Source organism: Cupriavidus sp. FW305-26, from assembly GCF_058787975.1.
This window is the reverse complement of the sequence record NZ_JBYTAH010000034.1, coordinates 1-18,440: the sequence shown is the minus strand read 5'-3', so window position 1 is coordinate 18,440 and position 18,440 is coordinate 1. Positions and strand designations below refer to the sequence as shown.

Below are 18,440 nucleotides of genomic sequence, written 5' to 3'. Positions count from 1 at the left end.
GGCCAGCGCGCCCCTTGCTAGAATGCATGCATGCGCCGCTTCACCCATCACGCCCTGCAGACCCCCGCCGCCAAGCCGCTCAACGACTGGCTGGCCAAGGCCGGCCCGGTTTCGACGCTGATGCAGACCGCGCGCCAGCTGTCGGTGCTCGAGGCCGAGGTGCTGGCACTGCTGCCCGCCGGCATGCGCGACGGCCTGGCCGTGGCCGGGGTCAAGCGTGACGCCACCGACCCGAACGCCCAGGTGCTGCTGTTGCTGGCCGCGCACGGCGCCGCCGCTGCCCGCGTGCGCCAGGTAGTGCCGACGCTGCTGGCACGGCTGCAGCAGCGCGGCTCGCATATCACCGCGATCCGGGTGCGGGTGCAGCCGGAGGTGTCGCGCCACGCGGACTGGGAAGTGGAGCCCGTGCAACGCCAGCGCACCGGTGGCCGCATGACGCCCACGGGACTCGCCAATCTGGACCAGCTGGCGCGCAGCCTGCCGGATTCGCCGCTGCGCGACGCGCTCAATACGCTGCTCGCCCATCACCGCTAGCCCGTTGCCGAACACGAAAAAGCCGACCCTCGGGTCGGCTTTTTTCTGCGCCAGTTCGCCAGGATCAGGCAAACGCCGGCTGCGCCTGCGGCAGGAACGCGACCGGGGCTTCCTCGACGCGGTCGAAGGTGACCAGTTCATAGGCTTCCTGGTCGGCCAGCAGCGCGCGCAGCAGCTGGTTGTTCAGGCCGTGGCCCGACTTGTTCGCCACATAGGCGCCGATCAGCGGGTGGCCCACCACATACAGGTCGCCGATCGCATCCAGGATCTTGTGGCGCACGAACTCGTCGCCGTAGCGCAGCTCTTCATTGTTGAGCATGCGGTGCTCGTCCAGCACGATCGCGTTGTCCAGGCTGCCGCCGCGCGCCAGGCCCATCTCGCGCAGGGCTTCCACCTCGTGCGCAAAGCCGAAGGTGCGGGCGCGGGCAATCTCGCGCACGTAGCTGGTGTCGGCAAAGTCGATCGAGAAAGTCTGGCCGGTCTTGTCGACCGCCGGGTGGCGGAAGTCGATGGTGAACGACAGCTTGAAGCCGAAGAACGGCTCCAGCCGCGCCAGCTTGTCGCCCTCGCGCACTTCCACCGCTTTCTTGACGCGGATAAAGGTCTTCAGCGCGTTCTGCTCTTCAATGCCGGCCGACTGCAGCAGGAACACGAAGGACGCGGCGCTGCCGTCCATGATCGGGATTTCCTCGGCGTCGACATCGACATAGAGGTTGTCGATGCCCAGGCCCGCACAGGCCGACATCAGGTGCTCGACGGTCGAAACGCGCGCGCCATCCTTCTGCAGCACCGATGCCAGGCGCGTGTCGCCGATGGCCGACGCGGCCACGGGAATCTCGACGGCCTCGGGCAGGTCGACGCGGGTAAAGACGATGCCGGTGTCCGCCGGCGCGGGACGCAGGGTCAACGTGACCTTGCGTCCCGAGTGCAGGCCGATGCCAACGGTCTTTACCAGGGATTTGATGGTGCGCTGTTTGAGCATGACAGCCTCAACTATTATAAAAATCTATCGGGCAGCTTTTGTGATTAATGGATTTTACCACCACCTCAGGGGCGCTGCAGCCGGGTTTTGTTTCCGGCTGTTAACATCCCCTTAACAAGTTGCGTATTATCCACGTTTACCCGGATGACTGTGTCAGCCACGCAACGCCGCCAGCACTGCTTCGGCGCTGCTGACGCGGAATTCGCCCGGTGCCTCGACGTCGAGCCGGGTGACGACGCCGTCGTCGATCACCATCGCGTAGCGCTTGGAGCGCACGCCCATGCCGCGCGCGCCCAGGTCCTGGTCCAGGCCCAGCGCGCGGGTCCACTCGGCGCTGCCGTCGGCCATCATGCGCACCGTGCCGCCAGTCTGCTGTTCACGGCCCCAGGCGCCCATCACGAAGGCGTCGTTGACCGACACGCACCAGACCTCGTCGACGCCGGCCTCGCGCAGCGCCGCGGCGTGCTGCACAAAGCCCGGCACATGCTTGGCCGAGCAGGTCGGCGTAAAAGCGCCGGGCAGGCCGAACACCACGATCTTGCGGCCGCGGACCAGGTCCGCCACCTTGAAGGCATTGGGGCCGAGCGCACAGCCGTTGCCTTCGGTTTCGAAGAATTCCTGCAGCGTGGCGTCGGGGACGCGGGAACCGACAGTGATCATGGGTCGTGGTCCTTCTGGGTTTTCTGAAGAATAGTCCGGATGCCGGGGCGCAGACGCCCGCACTCAGTCAGACGGGCAATCTCAAGATCATAGGCGCCTTGCCCGCATTGCCAAAGCCGGGTCACATCCGGTGACATCCGGCGCGGATCCGATACACCTTGCTACAAAGACGTCCGCGCGGCGCACCTCTTGGGTGCGCCGCGCGGACGCTGATACATCCCGACCGGGAAGGCGGGAAACCAGTCCGGGGAGGCGGCCAGCGGCACGCCAGTCCCGGCGGGATGCGGGTGAAGCTCAGTCCGGCGCAGGCGCGGCGCCGCCAGCAGCCCGGCGGTTCACGTCAGTCCATGCAAGGCACGCGCGGATGGGGAGCGCACGTGCATCGCGACAAGGCGACGCGTTCCGTCAGGCGGCCGGTGGAGGCACCGATGCCGCGCCAGGCAGGGCTCAGTCTGCCTGCTTGCGCAGGAAGGCCGGGATGTCGTACGTATCCACACCCTTTTCCTGCAGCGCCGCCACGTGAGCCGACGCCGACTCACGCGAGCTGCGCCACACGGCCGGCGTATCCAGGTTGCTGTAGTCCGGCGAGCTGTGCGTGGCCGCGGCGGCGGTCATGTTGGCCATCATCTGCACCGGCATGTTGTCCGTGCCGGTCTTGAGCAGGGTCATCGGCTGTTGCTTCTTGGCCGAGCGGCCCAGGCCCGTGGCCACCACCGTCACGCGCAGCGCATCGCTCATCGAGTCATCGTACACCGTACCGAAGATCACGGTCGCATCTTCCGCCGCGTAGCTGCGGATGGTGTTCATGACTTCCTTGGTTTCCGACAGCTTCAGCGAACGGCTGGCGGTGATGTTGACCAGCACGCCGCGCGCGCCGGACAGGTCAACGCCTTCCAGCAGCGGGCTGGCAACGGCCTGCTCGGCTGCCAGGCGGGCGCGGTCCACGCCCGACACGGTGGCCGTCCCCATCATGGCCTTGCCCTGCTCGCCCATCACCGTCTTCACGTCTTCGAAGTCGACGTTCACCAGGCCGTCAACGTTGATGATCTCGGCAATGCCGGCCACCGCGTTGTGCAGCACGTCGTCGGCGCACTGGAAGCACTTGTCCATCTCGGCGTCGTCGCCCATCACTTCGAACAGCTTCTCGTTGAGCACCACGATCAGCGAGTCGACGCTTGATTCCAGCTCGCTGGAACCGTGTTCGGCCACCTTGGCGCGGCGCGCGCCTTCGAAGTCGAACGGCTTGCTGACCACGCCCACGGTCAGGATGCCCATCTCCTTGGCCACTTGCGCGACGATCGGCGCGGCGCCCGTGCCGGTGCCGCCGCCCATGCCGGCAGTGATGAAGACCATGTGCGCGCCGCGCAGGGAGTCGGCGATCTGATCACGGGCCGATTCGGCGCAGTTGCGGCCGACTTCCGGCTTGGCGCCAGCGCCCAGGCCCGTATTGCCAAGTTGCAGCACGCGCGAAGCGCTCGAACGCTTGAGCGCCTGGGCATCGGTGTTCATGCAGATGAATTCGACGCCTTGCACGCCGCGGCTGATCATGTGCTGCACGGCGTTACCGCCCGCACCGCCCACGCCGACCACCTTGATGATGGTGCCGTCCTGCACTTCCGTTTCGATCATGTCAAAGTCCATCACTGCCTCCGAGAAAAATCAGTCCCCAGACGATGCAGCCTCCCCGCCGCAACCCCTGGTTTCTGAACAAGAAACCAATAAAAAGAAAACCAGAAAACTTCCACTCGGTACACAGGCCTGTCCGGTAGACCGCCCTGCCTGCGCGCCGTTGCATCGTCAGCGCGTCAATTTCCGCATTGATCAGAAATTGCCGACAAACCATTCCTTCATGCGGGTCCACACCTGCTTGACCGACCCGCTCTGCACCGCCACCTTGCGTCCGCGCATGCGTTGCACACGGCCTTCCAGCAGCAGGCCCATCACGGTCGCGTAGCGCGGGCTCTTCACCACCTCGTGCAGGTTGCCGCGGTACTCCGGCACACCCACGCGCACAGGCTTGAGGAAGATGTCCTCGCCCAGCTCGACCATGCCCGGCATCATCGCGGTACCACCGGTGATGACCACGCCGGACGACAACAGTTCTTCATAGCCCGACTCGCGCACCACCTGGTGCACCAGCGAGTACAGCTCTTCGATGCGCGGCTCGATCACCGCGGCCAGCGCCTGGCGGCTGAGCGTGCGCGTGCCACGGTCGCCCACGCCCGGCACTTCGATCATGTCGTCCGGGTCGGCGATCGCCTGCTTGGCGATGCCGTACTGGATCTTGATGTCCTCGGCATCTGGCGTCGGCGTGCGCAGCGCCATCGCGATGTCGTTGGTGATCTGGTCGCCGGCGATAGGGATCACGGCCGTATGGCGGATCGCGCCTTCGCTGAAGATGGCGATGTCGGTGGTGCCGCCGCCGATGTCGACCAGCACCACGCCCAGTTCCTTCTCGTCCTCGGTCAGCACCGCCAGGCTCGAAGCCAGCGGCTGCAGGATCAGGTCGTGCACTTCCAGGCCGCAGCGGCGCACGCACTTGACGATGTTCTGCGCGGCGCTGACCGCGCCGGTGACGATATGCACCTTCACTTCCAGGCGGATGCCGCTCATGCCGATGGGCTCGCGCACGTCCTCCTGGCCGTCGATGATGAATTCCTGCGTCAGGATGTGCAGGATCTGCTGGTCGGTCGGGATATTGACCGCCTTGGCGGTCTCGATCACGCGCGCCACATCGGTCTGCGTGACCTCCTTGTCCTTGATCGCCACCATGCCGCTGGAGTTGAAGCTGCGGATGTGGCTGCCGGCAATGCCGGTGAAGACCTCCGAAATCTTGCAGTCGGCCATCAGCTCGGCCTCTTCCAGCGCCTTCTGGATCGACTGCACGGTGGCCTCGATATTGACCACGACCCCTTTCTTCAGACCCTTGGACTCTGACTGGCCCATCCCGATCACCTCGTAGCTGCCGTCGGGGCGCAGTTCTGCGACCACCGCCGCCACCTTCGAGGTGCCGATATCGAGACCGACCAACAGGTCCTTGTATTCCTTGCTCATCGGGTTTTCTCCGCGTTCTTGCTCTTCAGTCGCGTCGGATTGTTGTTGGAAGTACCTGAAACCGCTGCTGCCGCCGGCGCCGGCTTGGCCGCCTTCGCTGCTTTCGCCGCCTTCTCCGCCCTGACCGCAGCTGCGATCTGCGCCTCGGTCAGGAAGCGGGCATTGGCGGCGCGGATGGCAAAGCCGTTGGGATAACGCAAGTCGGCATACTCGATCTGGCTGCCCCATTGCTGGGTGACCTGCGGCCAGGCCGCGACGAAGCGCCGGACCCGCTGGTCCATCGCCACGCGATCCTCATCGTTCTGCTCGCGGCCCAGTTCGACCTCCATGCCGTTGGACAGCTTCGCGCGCCAGGCATAGCGGCCAGACAGGGCCACCGCCAGCGGCTCGGCCTTGAGCGGCTTGAACCACTGGCGCATGACCTCGAGCTTCTCGATCACATCGCCCTCGCTGTCCGGCGGCCCGTCCAGCGCCAGCAGCTGTGCGTCTTCTTCCGCCTCGGCGGTGTTGGCGACAAAGACCTCGCCATAGGTATTGATCAGGCGCCCGCTGTCGGGCGTGCCCCAGGTGCCCAGCGCCTCGTGTTCCTCGACCTCGACCGCCAGGCCGTTGGGCCATTCGCGCCGCACGCTGGCGCGCCGCACCCAGGGCACCGACTCGAATGCCTGCCGGGCCGCGTTCAGGTCCAGCGTGAAGAAATTGCCGGTCAGCTTGCCCAGCGCGCTGGCACGCACGCTGGGCGCGTTCACGTGGCGCAGGGCGCCGCCGTCCAGCGGGCCGATCTCCACATGGGTGATGGCGAACACCGGCCGCTGCGCCAGCCACAGCAGGCCTGCCGCGAGCGCCATCAGCACCACCAGCGCGTACAGCGCGGAGGCGATCAGGTTGAGCAGGCGTGCGTTATGCCACATGGTCCGGTACGGTCCTGTTCGGTTGCGTTATTCGGGTTTCCAATGCTCGTTGGGATGCAGGTCCAGCGTGGCCGCGGCCACCACCTGCATCACGAAGTCCTCGTAGCTGATGCCAACCGCGCGCGCCGCCATCGGCACCAGCGAATGGCCGGTCATGCCGGGCGAGGTATTCATCTCGAGCAGGAAAGGCTTGCCGTCGGCGCGCAGCATCAGGTCGGCACGCGCCCAGCCGCGGCAGCCCAGCACGCGGTAGGACTGCACCGCCAGCGCCCGGACCTCGCGTTCGACTTCGGGATCCAGGCCCGACGGGCACAAGTACTGGGTATCGTCAGTAAAGTACTTATTTTGATAGTCGTAGTTGGCTTCGGGCGCAACGATGCGGATCACCGGCAGCGCTTCGGCGCTGTCGCCCTCGCCCACGATCGGGCAGGTCAGTTCGGCGCCGTCGATAAAGGTCTCGGCAATGACGTCGTTGTCCAGCGCCGCGGCCTTCTCGAACGCCGCGCGCATCTGGTCGGCGGCAGTGACCTTGGTCAGGCCGATCGACGAGCCCTCGCGCGCCGGCTTGACGATCAGCGGCAGGCCCAGGTCGGCCGCCACGGCATCAAAATCAGTGTCCGCATGCAGCATGGCAAAGCGCGGCGTGGCCAGGCCATAGGTCATCCACAAGCGCTTGGTGGCCTGCTTGTCCATGGCCATGGCTGATGCCAGCACGCCGCTGCCGGTGTACGGCACGCCCAGCTGCTCGAGCAGGCCCTGGATGGTGCCATCCTCGCCATAGCGGCCATGCAGTGCGATAAAGACGCGGTCAAAGCCGGCAGCGGCCAGCTCGGCCACGCTCTGCAGGCCCGGGTCGAAGCCGTGCGCGTCCACGCCGCGCGACTGCAGCGCGGCCAGCACGCCGTTGCCAGACATCAGCGAGATCTCGCGTTCGGCCGAGCGTCCGCCCAGCAGCACGCCGACCTTGCCCAGCGACTTGGGATCGATATTGGGATGGGCGACGAAGCTCATGCCTGGCCTCCCTGCGTTGATTGCGTCGATTGCTGGTGCGACACCAGCTGCCCCGGCACGGCCCCGATCGAGCCCGCGCCCATCGTCACGACCACATCGCCCGGCCGGACGGCATCCAGGATGGCCTGCGGCATTTCTTCCATCTGCTCCACGAAAACAGGTTCGACCTTGCCGGCCACGCGCAGCGCGCGGGTCAGCGCACGGCCGTCGGCGGCCACGATCGGGGCTTCGCCGGCGGCGTAGACCTCGGACAGCAGCAGCGCATCGACGGTGCCCAGCACTTTGACGAAGTCCTCAAAGCAATCCCGCGTACGGGTAAAGCGGTGCGGCTGGAACGCCAGCACCAGGCGGCGCCCCGGGAACGCGCCGCGCGCGGCGGCCAGCGTGGCCGCCATCTCGACCGGGTGGTGGCCGTAGTCGTCCACCAGGGTGAAGGTGCCGGCGCCGTCGGGCGTGGCCACCTCGCCGTAGCGCTGGAAGCGCCGGCCCACGCCATGGAACTCGCGCAGTGCCTTGACGATGGCGGCATCGGGCACCTCCAGCTCAGTGGCAATGGCGATCGCCGCGAGCGCGTTCTGCACGTTGTGCAGGCCGGGCAGGTTCAGCACGATCTCGAGCGGCGGCTCGGTATGGCCGTTAAGCTGGCGCTGCACGGTGAAGTGCATCTGGCCGTCGACCGCGCGCGCGTCCACGGCGCGGATCTGGGCATCCTCGGCAAAGCCGTAGCGCACCACCGGCTTGGACACGAACGGCAGGATCTCGCGCACGTTGGGGTCGTCGACGCACAGCACCGCGATGCCGTAGAACGGCAGCCGCTGGGTGAATTCGATGAACGCCTGCTTGAGCCGGGCAAAGTCATGCCCGTAGGTGTCCATGTGGTCGGCATCGATATTGGTGATGACCTCGATGACCGGGAACAGGTTCAGGAACGATGCGTCCGACTCGTCGGCCTCGGCCACGATGAAGTCGCCCGTGCCCAGGCGCGCGTTGGCGCCGGCCGAGTTCAGGCGGCCGCCGATCACGAAGGTCGGGTCCAGCCCGCCTTCGGCCAGCACCGACGCCACCAGGCTGGTGGTGGTGGTCTTGCCGTGCGTGCCGGCGATGGCCACGCCCTGCTTCAGGCGCATCAGTTCGGCCAGCATCACTGCGCGCGGCACCACCGGGATGCGCTTGCTGCGGGCGGCCAGCACTTCGGGGTTGTCGCCGCTGACGGCGGTCGACACCACCACCGCGTTGGCGCCGGTCACGTTGGCCGCGTCATGCCCGTGCATGACCGTGGCGCCGAGCGATGCCAGGCGCCGCGTGGCGGCATTGTTGCCCACGTCCGAGCCCGAGACCTTGTATCCCAGGTTCAGCAGGACCTCGGCGATGCCGCTCATGCCGGCGCCGCCGATGCCCACGAAGTGGATGTTCTTGACGATATGCTTCATTCGATTGCTGCTTATATAGGCTTCAGTCCCTGGCCAGCTGACTGCAGATCTCGGCGACGCGCCGGGTTGCCTCAGGTTTGGCCAGTCCGCGCGCCAGGCGCGCCATGTCTTTCAGCTGCGGCCGGGTCAGGCTGGCGATGGTTTGCGCCAGCCCCTCGGCCGTCAGGTCTTTCTGCTGCACCAGCAGGGCCGCGCCCTGCTTCGACAAAAATTCCGCGTTGGTGGTCTGGTGGTCGTCCACCGCATGCGGGAACGGCACGAACATCGCCGCCACACCCGCGGCAGCCACTTCCGACACCGTCATCGCGCCGGCGCGGCAGATCACCAGGTCCGCATCGGCGTAAGCGCGCGCCATGTCGTCGATGAACGGCAGGGTCTGCGCGGGCACCTGCGCGGCCGCGTAGTTGGCGCGCAGCGTGTCGATCTGCTTCGCGCCCGCCTGATGCGTGACCACCGGGCGCTCGCCCCCGGGCAGCAGCGCGATGGCCTTGGGCACCACCTCGTTCAACGCCGCGGCGCCCAGGCTGCCGCCCACCACCAGGATCCGCAGCGGGCCGCTGCGCTGGTCATAGCGCGCTTCGGGCGCGTCCAGGTGCGCCAGTTCCTCGCGTACCGGGTTGCCGGTCCATTCGCCGCCGGGCAGCGTGTCCGGGAACGCGCACAGCACGCGGTCGGCCACCTTGGCCAGCACCTTGTTGGCCAGTCCGGCAATCGAGTTCTGCTCGTGCAGCACCAGCGGGCGCCCCAGCAGCGACGCCATCATGCCGGCCGGGAAGGTGATATAGCCGCCCATGCCCAGCACCACGCTCGGGCGCACCCGGCGCAGCGCGGCTATGCTCTGCCAGAACGCACGCAGCAGGTTCAGCGGCAGCAGGAACTTGGTCACCAGGCCTTTGCCGCGCAGCCCGCCGAACTGGATGAACTCCATCGGGATGTCGTGCTTGGGCACCAGCGTGGCTTCCATGCCGGTGCGGTTGCCCAGCCAGACCACTTTCCAGCCCTGCTCGCGCAGCGCGTGCGCGACCGCCAGCCCCGGGAACACATGCCCCCCGGTGCCGCCGGCCATCACGAGCAAGGTGCGCGGTCCGGTCATACCTTCCCTCCGCGCATCAATACTCGATTTTCATAATCAATGCGCAGCAGGATCGCCAGCGCCACGCAGTTCATCAAGATCCCCGAGCCGCCATAGCTCACCAGCGGCAGCGTCAGCCCCTTGGTCGGCAGCAGGCCCAGATTCACGCCCATATTGATAAAGGTCTGCCAGCCGATCCACACGCCGATGCCCTTGGCCACCAGGCCGGCAAAGGTGCGGTCCAGCTGCAGCGCGGTGCGGCCGATATTGAAGGCGCGCCGCACCAGCCAGTAGAACAGCACGATCACCACCAGCACGCCGACAAAGCCGAATTCCTCGCCGATCACCGCGAGGATGAAGTCGGTATGGGCCTCGGGCAGGTAGTGCAGCTTCTCGATGCTGCCGCCCAGCCCCACCCCGGTCCACTCGCCGCGGCCGAAAGCGATCAGCGAGTGCGTGAGCTGGTAGGCCTTGCCCAGCGCGTTGCTCTCTTCCCACGGGTTCAGGTAGGCGAAGATCCGCTCGCGCCGCCAGGGCGAAGCCGTGATCAGCAGCGCGAACGCGCCGATTGCCACGCCCACCAGCCCGGCAAACAGCTTGCCGTTGATGCCGCCCAGGAACAGGATGCCCATCGCCACCGCGGCGATTACCAGGAACGCGCCCATGTCGGGCTCGAGCAGCAGCAGCATGCCCACCACCACCACCGCCACGCCCATCGGCAAAAAGCCCTTGGACACGGTCTGCATCCACTCCTGCTTGCGCACGGTGTAGTTGGCCGCGTACAGCACCACCGCCAGCTTCATCAGCTCGGACGGCTGGAAGTTCATCACGCCCAGCGGAATCCAGCGCCGCGCGCCGTTCACGCCCTTGCCGACGAACGGCACCAGCACGATCACCAGCAGGATCAGCGCGAAGATAAAGAGCTTGGGCGCGTAGCGGTCCCACACCTTGACCGGGACCTGGAACGACGCCAGCCCGACCGACAGCCCGATCCCCAGCGCGAACGCATGGCGCATCAGGAAGTGGCTCTCGCGATAGTTGGCGTAGCGCGGCGAGTCCGGCAGCGCGATCGAGGCCGAATAGACCATCACCAGGCCGAGCGCGAGCAGCACGATCGACACCCACAGCATGGGCTGGTCGTACTCCATCATGCGCGAGCGGGTCGGCTTGACGCCCGACACGGCGTCGCGCAGGCCACCCCAGGCATTGCCGATGGTGGCGCCGATAAAGCCGCTGCGCTTGACCTGTGCTTCGCTCATGGCAGGATCCCCCGGGACAGCGCCAGTTCTTCCACGGCGCCGCGGAACACCTCGGCGCGATGCACGTAGTTGCGGAACATGTCGAGGCTGGCGCATGCCGGCGACAGCAGCACCACATCGCCGCTCTCGGCCAGTCCGGCAGCCTTGGTCACGGCCTCTTCCAGCGTGCCGGCGTCGACCAGGCTGGCACCGCTGCCCTGCAATGCATCGCGCAGTTCACCAGCGGCACGGCCGATCAGCACCACCGCGCGCGCGTACTGCGCCACCGGCGCGGCCAGCGGCGAGAAATCCTGGCCCTTGCCTTCGCCGCCGGCGATCAGCACCACGCGCTTGTCCAGCCCAGACAGCGCGGCCACGGTTGCGCCCACGTTGGTGCCCTTGCTGTCGTCGAAATACTCGACATCGTCGATGGTCGCAACCCACTCCACGCGGTGCGGCTCGCCGCGGTATTCGCGCAGGCCGTGCAGCAGTGCGTTCATCGGCAGGTCGATGGCGCGGCACAGCGCCAGCGCGGCCATCGCGTTGGTGGCGTTGTGCATGCCGCGGATATGCAGCGCGTCGGCCGGCATCAGGCGCTTGTGGCGCACCGGCACGGCTTCCTGGACCACCTCGGCGGCCTTGCGGCGGCGCGGCTTGCCCTCCCCTTCCGCGTCCGGATCGGGTTCGGCCAGCACCAGCCAGGGCATGCCGCCCTCGCGCAGGATGCCGAAGCTGCCCGGCGTTTCCGGCAGGTCGGTGCCAAAGGTCAGCGGCGTGCTCCCGGGCCGCGCCATATCCATGGTCAGGCGGTCGTTGCGGTTGAGCACCTGCACGCACTCGCTGCCGGCCGGCCCGAAGATGCGCGCCTTGGACGCGGCATAGGCTTCCATCGAGCCATGCCAGTCCAGGTGGTCCTGGGTGACGTTGAGCACAGTCGCCGCGGCGGGCGCCAGCGTGTGCGTGGTTTCCAGCTGGAAGCTGGACAGCTCAAGCACCCACACCTCCGGCAGCGATGCCGAGGCGATGCAGGCCGACAGCTTGTCCAGCGCCGACGGGCTGATATTGCCCGCCACCGCCACGCTCTTGCCGGCGCGCTCCACCAGCCGGCCGGTCAGCGCGGTGGTGGTGGTCTTGCCGTTGGTGCCGGTGATCGCCAGGATCTTCGGCGCGTAGCCGGACTCGGCTTCCAGGTGGCGCAGCGCGCGCACGAACAGCTCGATCTCGCCCCACACGGGGATGCCGCGCGCCTGCGCCGCGGCCAGCAGCGCGCCAGTGGCGGCTTCCAGCGGCGACAGGCCCGGGCTGATCGCCACCAGGCCGATGCCGTCGAGCAGGCTGTCGGCGAACGGGCCGCCGACGAATTCGGCCGAAGTCAGCTCGGCCTGCAGGAAGACAAGGTTGGCGGGCGCCTCGCGCGTGTCAGCCACGCGCACCGCGCAGCCGTTCAGGCCACACCAGCGCGCCATGGCCAGGCCCGACTCACCAAGGCCCAGTACCAGCACATGAGGTTTTTGCAGCTCGCCAAACACTTCGATTTCCTGCCTTTGTTTTCCTGTATCTATATAGAAAGCGCCGTCAGTCCCTGACCCGCGCAACCATTAACGCAACTTCAGCGTCGACAACCCGATCAGCACCAGCAGCATGGTGATGATCCAGAAACGCACCGTGACCTGGGTTTCCTTCCAGCCGCCCAGCTCGAAATGGTGGTGCAGCGGCGCCATCCGGAACAGCCGCCTGCCTTCGCCATAGCGGCGCTTGGTGATCTTGAACCACGTCACCTGCGCCATCACCGACAGTGTTTCCACCACGAAGATGCCGCCCATCACGAACAGCACGATCTCCTGGCGCACGATCACCGCCACCGTGCCGAGCGCGCCGCCCAGCGCCAGCGCGCCGACGTCGCCCATGAACACCTGCGCCGGGTGCGCATTGAACCAGAGGAAGGCCAGCCCCGCGCCGGCCAATGCCGAGCAGAAGATCAGCAGTTCGCCCGCGCCCGGGATATGCGGGAACAGCAGGTACTTGCTGTAGACCGAGTTGCCCATTACGTACGCAAACACGCCCAGCCCGCCGCCAACCAGCACCACCGGCATGATCACCAGGCCGTCCAGGCCGTCGGTCAGGTTGACGGCGTTGCTCGAGCCCACGATCACCAGGTAGGTCAGCACGATGAAGCCGGCCACGCCCAGCGGGTAGCTGATCTCCTTGAAGAAGGGCACGATCAGGTTGGACTTGTACGGCATGTCCAACGACAGCCCGCCCTCGACCCAGTTCAGGAACAGCTCCCACACCCGTACGTTGCTGCTTTCCGATACCGAAAACGCCAGGTAGACCGCGGCCACCAGGCCGATCAGCGTCTGCCAGAAAAATTTCTCGCGGCTCGACATGCCGCGCGGGTCGCGATACACCACCTTGCGGTAGTCGTCGACCCAGCCGATCGCGCCGTAGCCGAAGGTGACCAGCATCACCACCCAGATAAAACGGTTGCCCCAGTCGCACCACAGCAGCGTCGACACCGCGATCGAGACCAGCACCAGCACGCCGCCCATGGTCGGCGTGCCGGCCTTGACCAAGTGGGTCTGCGGGCCGATGGTGCGCACCGCCTGGCCGACCTTCAGCTCGGTCAGCTTGCGGATCACCCACGGACCGAACGCCAGCCCGATCAGAAGCGCGGTGAGGTTGGCCATCACCGCGCGGAAAGTCAGATAGTTGACGACCCGGAGGAAGCTGTAGTCGTTTTGCAGCCACTGGGCCAGAGCCAATAACATCGTGTTGTCTTATTTAATGTGCGGAAGTGTCTGCGACCAGCGCCGCGACCATCCGTTCCATGCGCATGAAGCGCGATCCCTTCACCAGCACGGCGCCCACTTGCGCCACCATGCCCCTGCTGTCTTCCTCCAGCGCCTTTGCCAGGGCTTCCGCGGTGCCGAAATGCCGGCCACCCGCGCCGAATGCCTGCACCGCATGCACAGCCAGGTCACCGGTCGCCCACAGCGTGCCAATGCCGCGCGCCTTGGCGTAGGCACCGATTTCTTGGTGGAATGCGGGGCCCTGGTCGCCCACTTCGCCCATGTCGCCCAGCACCAGCACACGCGGCGCGGCAAAGCCGGCCAGCACGTCGATGGCGGCGCGCATGGAGTCGGGGTTGGCGTTGTATGTGTCGTCGATGACTACCGTCCCACCCGGCGTGTACTTGACCTGCAGCCGGCCCTTGACCGCCTGGAACCCGGCCAGGCCCCGCTGGATCGCCGGCACGTGCACCCCCGCGGCCAGCGCGCAGGCGATGGCCGCCAGCGCGTTGCGCACGTTGTGCTCACCCAGCAGCGCCAGGCGCACGTCGAAGGCATGGCCAGGCGCGCGTACCTGCATCACCTGTGCGCCGTCGACCAGCGTCACGGTGGCGTGCACATCGGCGCGCTGCGAGGTGCCGAACGACAGCGCACGGCGCGCGCCCGCGGCATTGCGCCACACCGGCGCGTAGGCGCCGCCGCTTTCCGCGTCGAGTGGGTACACCGCCACGCCGTTGGCAGGCAGCGCCGCAATCGCGGCAGCGTGCTCGTGGGCGACGGCTTCCACGCTGACCATGAACTCCTGGTGCTCGCGCTGCGCGTTGGTGATCACCGCCACGGTGGGCTGGGCGATGCCGGCCAGGTAGACCGTCTCGCCCGGATGGTTCATGCCGAGCTCCAGCACCGCCAGCTTGTGCGTGGCGCGCAGGCGCAGCACCGTCAGCGGCAGGCCGATATCGTTGTTCAGGTTGCCGCCGGTGGCCAGGCGCTGCTCCTCGCCTACCGCCGCGGCGAAGATGGCCGCGATCATTTCCTTGACCGTGGTCTTGCCGTTGCTGCCGGTCACCGCCACCGCCGGCAGCGTGAACTGGCGGCGCCAGCCGGCGCCGAGCTCGCCCAGCGCAATGCGCGTGTCCGGCGCGACGATGGCCGGCACGCCGGCATCGACCTCGCGGCTGACCAGCACGGCGGCAGCGCCGCGCGCCACCACGTCGGCGATAAAGTCATGCGCGTCGAAGCGCTCGCCCTTGAGAGCGACGAACAGGTCGCCGGGCTCGACGCTGCGGCTGTCGCTATGCACGCGCGAAAACTCCACGGCGCCGTCGCCGCAAACGCGCGCGCCGGTGATCCAGCCGGCGGCTTGCTGCAAGTTGGTCATTGGGGTCTGGCTCATGCCGATACTCCACGGGTGGCAAGCGCCAGTCGTACATGTTCGCGATCGGAGAACGGGCGCTTGCGCCCCTGGATCTCCTGGGTGGCCTCATGGCCCTTGCCCGCCACCAGCACCACGTCGGCCGGTGCCGCGTGCCTGACGGCATAGAGGATGGCGGCGGCGCGGTCTTCGATCTGGCGCGCGCGCGCGCGCACGGCCATGCCGTCGGCAATGGCGTCCAGGATGTCCTGCGGGTCTTCGCTGCGCGGGTTGTCGCTGGTCAGGATGACCTCGTCGGCCTCGCGCTCGGCCACCGCGCCCATCAGCGGGCGCTTGATCGGGTCGCGGTCGCCACCGCAGCCGAACACGCACCACAGGCGGCCGTTACGCGCCTGCGCCACCGGGCGCAGCGCGGCCAGCGTCTGCGCCAGCGCGTCCGGGGTATGGGCGTAGTCGACCACGGCCAGCGGCGCATCCGGGCCGCCGGCGGCACCGAACAACTCCATGCGCCCTTCGACCGGCGTCAGCGCGCGCAGCGCGGCGATGGCCGCGTCCCACGCCACGCCGTTGGCCAGCGCCGCACCCAGCACCGCCAGCAGGTTGCTGACGTTGAAGACGCCGATCATCGGTGTGGCCATCTCGGCGCTGCCGAAGCTGCCGTCGATATGGAAGGCGGTGCCGGTGGGCGTGGCGCGCACGTTGGTGGCGCGCAGCCACTCGCCGCGCGGGCGGCGCACCGTGGCCGCGCCGGGGCCGTCGATGCCGTATTCGATCACGTGCGGCGCGCCAATGGCGGCGGCGTCCGCCGCCAGCAGGCGCTGGCCCATGGCGTCGTCGCGGTTGACCACCGCGGTGCGCAGGCCGTCCCAGCGGAACAGGCTCTCCTTGGCGGCCTCGTACTCGGCCATCGAGCCGTGGTAGTCGAGGTGGTCCTGGGTCAGGTTGGTCAGCACCGCCACAGAGAAATGCGTGCCGGCCACGCGCTCCTGCTCCAGGCCGTGCGAGGACACCTCCATCGCCACCGCGCGCGCGCCGGCGTCGTGCAGGGACGCCAGGCTGGCCTGCAGCTGCACCGCGTCAGGCGTGGTGAAGCCGGTAGCCTGCAGCGCGCCCGGGAAGCCAGTGCCCAGCGTGCCGATGGTCGCGCAGGGCGTGCCGGCGGCCTGCAGCACCCGTGCCAGCCACTGGCTGCACGAGGTCTTGCCGTTGGTGCCGGTGATGCCGGTCACGGCCAGGCCGCGCACCGGGTTGCCATGCCAGCCGGCGGCGATCGGGCCGGCCAGCTGGTGCAGGCGGCTCACCGCGAGATGCGGCACGACGTCGCTGAAGGGCCAGTCGAAGCCGTCGGCCTCATAGACGATGGCCCCCGCGCCGGCGGCAATCGCCTGGGCGATATAGAGCCGGCCGTCGGTGGCCAGGCGCGCGTTGCCGAGCACGTAGGCGAAGAACACATCGCCACGCGCCAGGCGCCGGGTATCTCCGGTCAGCTGCGCGGCGGCGGCCACGTTGGTACGCAGCCAGGCCAGCGCATTGCTGGCCTGCGCGGTGACCTCGAGCGGGAGCAGTGGCTTGGCCGTCATTGGGTCGAACTCCACGGTTCGCTCTCCTGCACCTTGTCGCTGACCACCAGCTGGCGGATCGGCGAGTCGGGCTGCACATTCAGTGCGCGCAGCGTGCCGCCGGTGATGGCCGCGAACGCCGGGCCGGCCACCAGGCCGCCGTAGTGGCTGCCCGCGGTGGGTTCGTCCACGCTGACGGCCACGATGATGCGCGGATTCGACATCGGCGCCAGGCCGATGAACGAGGCGCGGTACTTGCTGCGGTTGTAGCCGCGGCCTTCATGCTTGTAGGCGGTGCCGGTCTTGCCGCCGACGCGGTAGCCCATCACCTGCGCCTCGGGCGCGGTGCCGCCGGGCGCGGTCACGGTTTCCATCATGGCGCGCACGTCGCGGGCCACCTGGGGCGACAGGATGCGCTCGCCGGTGGCGGGGCCGCTGGTGCGGAACATCGACACCGGGATCAACTCGCCGTCATGCGCGAAGATGGTGTAGGCATGCGCCATCTGGAACAGCGACACCGACAGGCCGTAGCCGTATGACATGGTGGCCTGCTCGATCGGGCGCCAGCTCTTGAACGGGCGCACGCGGCCGGCCACGGCGCCGGGGAAGCCGATCTTGGGCGCCTGGCCCAGCCCGATGCTGGTGTACATGTCCCACATCTCCTGCGGCTTCATCATCATCGCGATCTTGGTCGTGCCGATGTTGCTCGACTTCTGGATCACGCCGCTTACCGTCAGCGCCCCGTAGTTGTGGGTATCGCTGATGGTGGCGCCTTCGAAGTTGTACTTGCCGGTAGTGGTGATTACCGTGGACGGCGTCACGCGCTTGAGCTGCAGCGCCAGGCCGACCGTGATCGGCTTCATCATCGAGCCGGGCTCGAAGGTGTCGGTCAGCACACGGTTGCGCAGCTGCTCGCCGGACAGCCGGGTACGGTCGTTGGGGTTGTAGGTGGGCCAGTTTGCCAGCGCCAGCACTTCGCCGGTCTGGGCGTCGAGCACCACCGCGCTGGCGGCCTTGGCCTTGTGCTTTTCGACCACGGCCTTGAGCTCGTTGTAGGCCAGGTACTGGATCTTGGCGTCGATCGACAGCTGGATGTCCTCGCCGTCGCGCGGGGTCTTCAGCACGCCGACGTCCTCGACCACGCGGCCCAGGCGGTCCTTGATCACCTGGCGCGCGCCCGCCCCGCCGGCCCCGCGGCGGCGCGCGGCCAGGCCGGGCTCGCGCGCCAGCTCCACGCCTTCCTGGCCGCGGTCTTCCACGTTGGTGAAGCCGACGATGTGGGCCATCGCCTCGCCTTCCGGGTAGAAGCGCTTGTATTCGCGGGTCTGGTGGATGCCCTCGATCTTCAGCGCGGCGATCTTGTCGGCGACGTCAGGCAGCACCTGGCGCTTCAGGTAGACGAAGCCCTTGTCCTCGGACAGCTTCTTGCCGAGGTCTTTCTCGGACATGCCGAGCAACTTCGCCAGCTGGCGGATCTTGGCGGCCTCGACCTGGTTGGGCACGTCCTCGGGCACCGCCCAGACGGCCTTGACCGGCAGGCTGGTGGCCAGCACCAGGCCGTTGCGGTCCAGGATCTTGCCGCGCGTGGCCGGCAGCTCCAGCGTGCGCTGGAAGCGCTTCTTGCCCTCGGCCTCGTAGAACTGGTTGCCGGGGCCCTGGATCCAGGCCGCGCGCAGGGCCAGCGCGCCGAAGGCGGCGAACATCAGGAACACCACCAGCTTGGAGCGCCACATCGGCAGGCGCAGGCCCAGCACCGGGCTGGCCGAGAACTGCCCGCTGCGCGGGCGCGAGGCGGTGCCGTTGCGGTCACGGCGGGGCGGGTTGGGAC

The 18,440-nt window shown here is 67.8% G+C and carries 15 protein-coding genes; 1 reads left to right on the top strand and 14 read right to left on the bottom strand.

The features are described 5' to 3' along the window. The first annotated feature begins 30 nt into the window (after window positions 1-30). Window positions 31-534, top strand: coding sequence for a hypothetical protein (locus tag AC3WQZ_RS18875; RefSeq protein WP_010814761.1), 504 nt, complete (start codon window positions 31-33; stop codon window positions 532-534). Between the two features lie 64 nt (window positions 535-598). On the opposite strand, the gene lpxC is transcribed toward AC3WQZ_RS18875, so the two are convergent. The 14 genes from lpxC to AC3WQZ_RS18805 all read right to left on the bottom strand — a co-directional run. Next, window positions 599-1,516: a UDP-3-O-acyl-N-acetylglucosamine deacetylase gene (gene lpxC, locus AC3WQZ_RS18870; RefSeq protein ID WP_010814762.1), complete on the bottom strand. Its 918-nt coding sequence runs from the start codon at window positions 1,514-1,516 to the stop codon at window positions 599-601. Between the two features lie 153 nt (window positions 1,517-1,669). After that, the gene (locus AC3WQZ_RS18865; protein WP_010814763.1) at window positions 1,670-2,176 is read right to left on the bottom strand and encodes a peroxiredoxin; all 507 of its coding nucleotides are present in this window, start codon (window positions 2,174-2,176) and stop codon (window positions 1,670-1,672) included. Between the two features lie 447 nt (window positions 2,177-2,623). After that, window positions 2,624-3,817, bottom strand: a complete 1,194-nt coding sequence (ftsZ, locus tag AC3WQZ_RS18860; protein ID WP_010814764.1) for a cell division protein FtsZ — start codon at window positions 3,815-3,817, stop codon at window positions 2,624-2,626. Window positions 3,818-3,997: 180 nt separating this feature from the next. After that, on the bottom strand, window positions 3,998-5,230 hold the full coding sequence (ftsA, locus tag AC3WQZ_RS18855) for a cell division protein FtsA (RefSeq protein WP_010814765.1): 1,233 nt from the start codon (window positions 5,228-5,230) through the stop codon (window positions 3,998-4,000). After that, complete coding sequence (locus AC3WQZ_RS18850) at window positions 5,227-6,141, bottom strand: cell division protein FtsQ/DivIB (protein WP_010814766.1); 915 nt, start codon at window positions 6,139-6,141, stop codon at window positions 5,227-5,229. Before AC3WQZ_RS18850 ends, ftsA begins: the two co-directional genes overlap by 4 nt. Before the next feature lie 27 nt (window positions 6,142-6,168). Continuing rightward, on the bottom strand, window positions 6,169-7,152 hold the full coding sequence (locus tag AC3WQZ_RS18845) for a D-alanine--D-alanine ligase (RefSeq protein WP_011616088.1): 984 nt from the start codon (window positions 7,150-7,152) through the stop codon (window positions 6,169-6,171). Next, complete coding sequence (murC, locus tag AC3WQZ_RS18840; RefSeq protein WP_010814768.1) at window positions 7,149-8,582, bottom strand: UDP-N-acetylmuramate--L-alanine ligase; 1,434 nt, start codon at window positions 8,580-8,582, stop codon at window positions 7,149-7,151. Before murC ends, AC3WQZ_RS18845 begins: the two co-directional genes overlap by 4 nt. A 22-nt stretch (window positions 8,583-8,604) precedes the next feature. After that, window positions 8,605-9,675, bottom strand: coding sequence for an undecaprenyldiphospho-muramoylpentapeptide beta-N-acetylglucosaminyltransferase (gene murG, locus AC3WQZ_RS18835; protein ID WP_010814769.1), 1,071 nt, complete (start codon window positions 9,673-9,675; stop codon window positions 8,605-8,607). Continuing rightward, window positions 9,672-10,913, bottom strand: a complete 1,242-nt coding sequence (ftsW, locus tag AC3WQZ_RS18830; RefSeq protein ID WP_010814770.1) for a putative lipid II flippase FtsW — start codon at window positions 10,911-10,913, stop codon at window positions 9,672-9,674. The genes murG and ftsW overlap by 4 nt, the downstream gene beginning before the upstream one ends. Further along, a complete protein-coding gene (gene murD / locus AC3WQZ_RS18825; RefSeq protein ID WP_439668280.1) occupies window positions 10,910-12,421 on the bottom strand; it encodes a UDP-N-acetylmuramoyl-L-alanine--D-glutamate ligase in 1,512 nt (503 codons plus the stop codon). Before murD ends, ftsW begins: the two co-directional genes overlap by 4 nt. 69 nt (window positions 12,422-12,490) lie before the next feature. Next, entirely contained in the window at window positions 12,491-13,660 is a 1,170-nt protein-coding gene (gene mraY, locus AC3WQZ_RS18820; RefSeq protein WP_010814772.1) for a phospho-N-acetylmuramoyl-pentapeptide-transferase, read from the bottom strand. Window positions 13,661-13,673: 13 nt separating this feature from the next. Beyond that, window positions 13,674-15,074: a UDP-N-acetylmuramoyl-tripeptide--D-alanyl-D-alanine ligase gene (locus tag AC3WQZ_RS18815; RefSeq protein ID WP_492301030.1), complete on the bottom strand. Its 1,401-nt coding sequence runs from the start codon at window positions 15,072-15,074 to the stop codon at window positions 13,674-13,676. Then, window positions 15,071-16,633 carry a UDP-N-acetylmuramoyl-L-alanyl-D-glutamate--2,6-diaminopimelate ligase gene (locus AC3WQZ_RS18810; RefSeq protein ID WP_058698450.1) on the bottom strand — a complete coding sequence of 521 codons (1,563 nt, stop codon included), beginning with the start codon at window positions 16,631-16,633 and terminating at the stop codon, window positions 15,071-15,073. The genes AC3WQZ_RS18815 and AC3WQZ_RS18810 overlap by 4 nt, the downstream gene beginning before the upstream one ends. Continuing rightward, window positions 16,630-18,440: peptidoglycan D,D-transpeptidase FtsI family protein (locus AC3WQZ_RS18805; RefSeq protein ID WP_492301028.1), on the bottom strand; the 1,811-nt coding region annotated here is incomplete at its 5' end. The genes AC3WQZ_RS18810 and AC3WQZ_RS18805, both read right to left, overlap by 4 nt.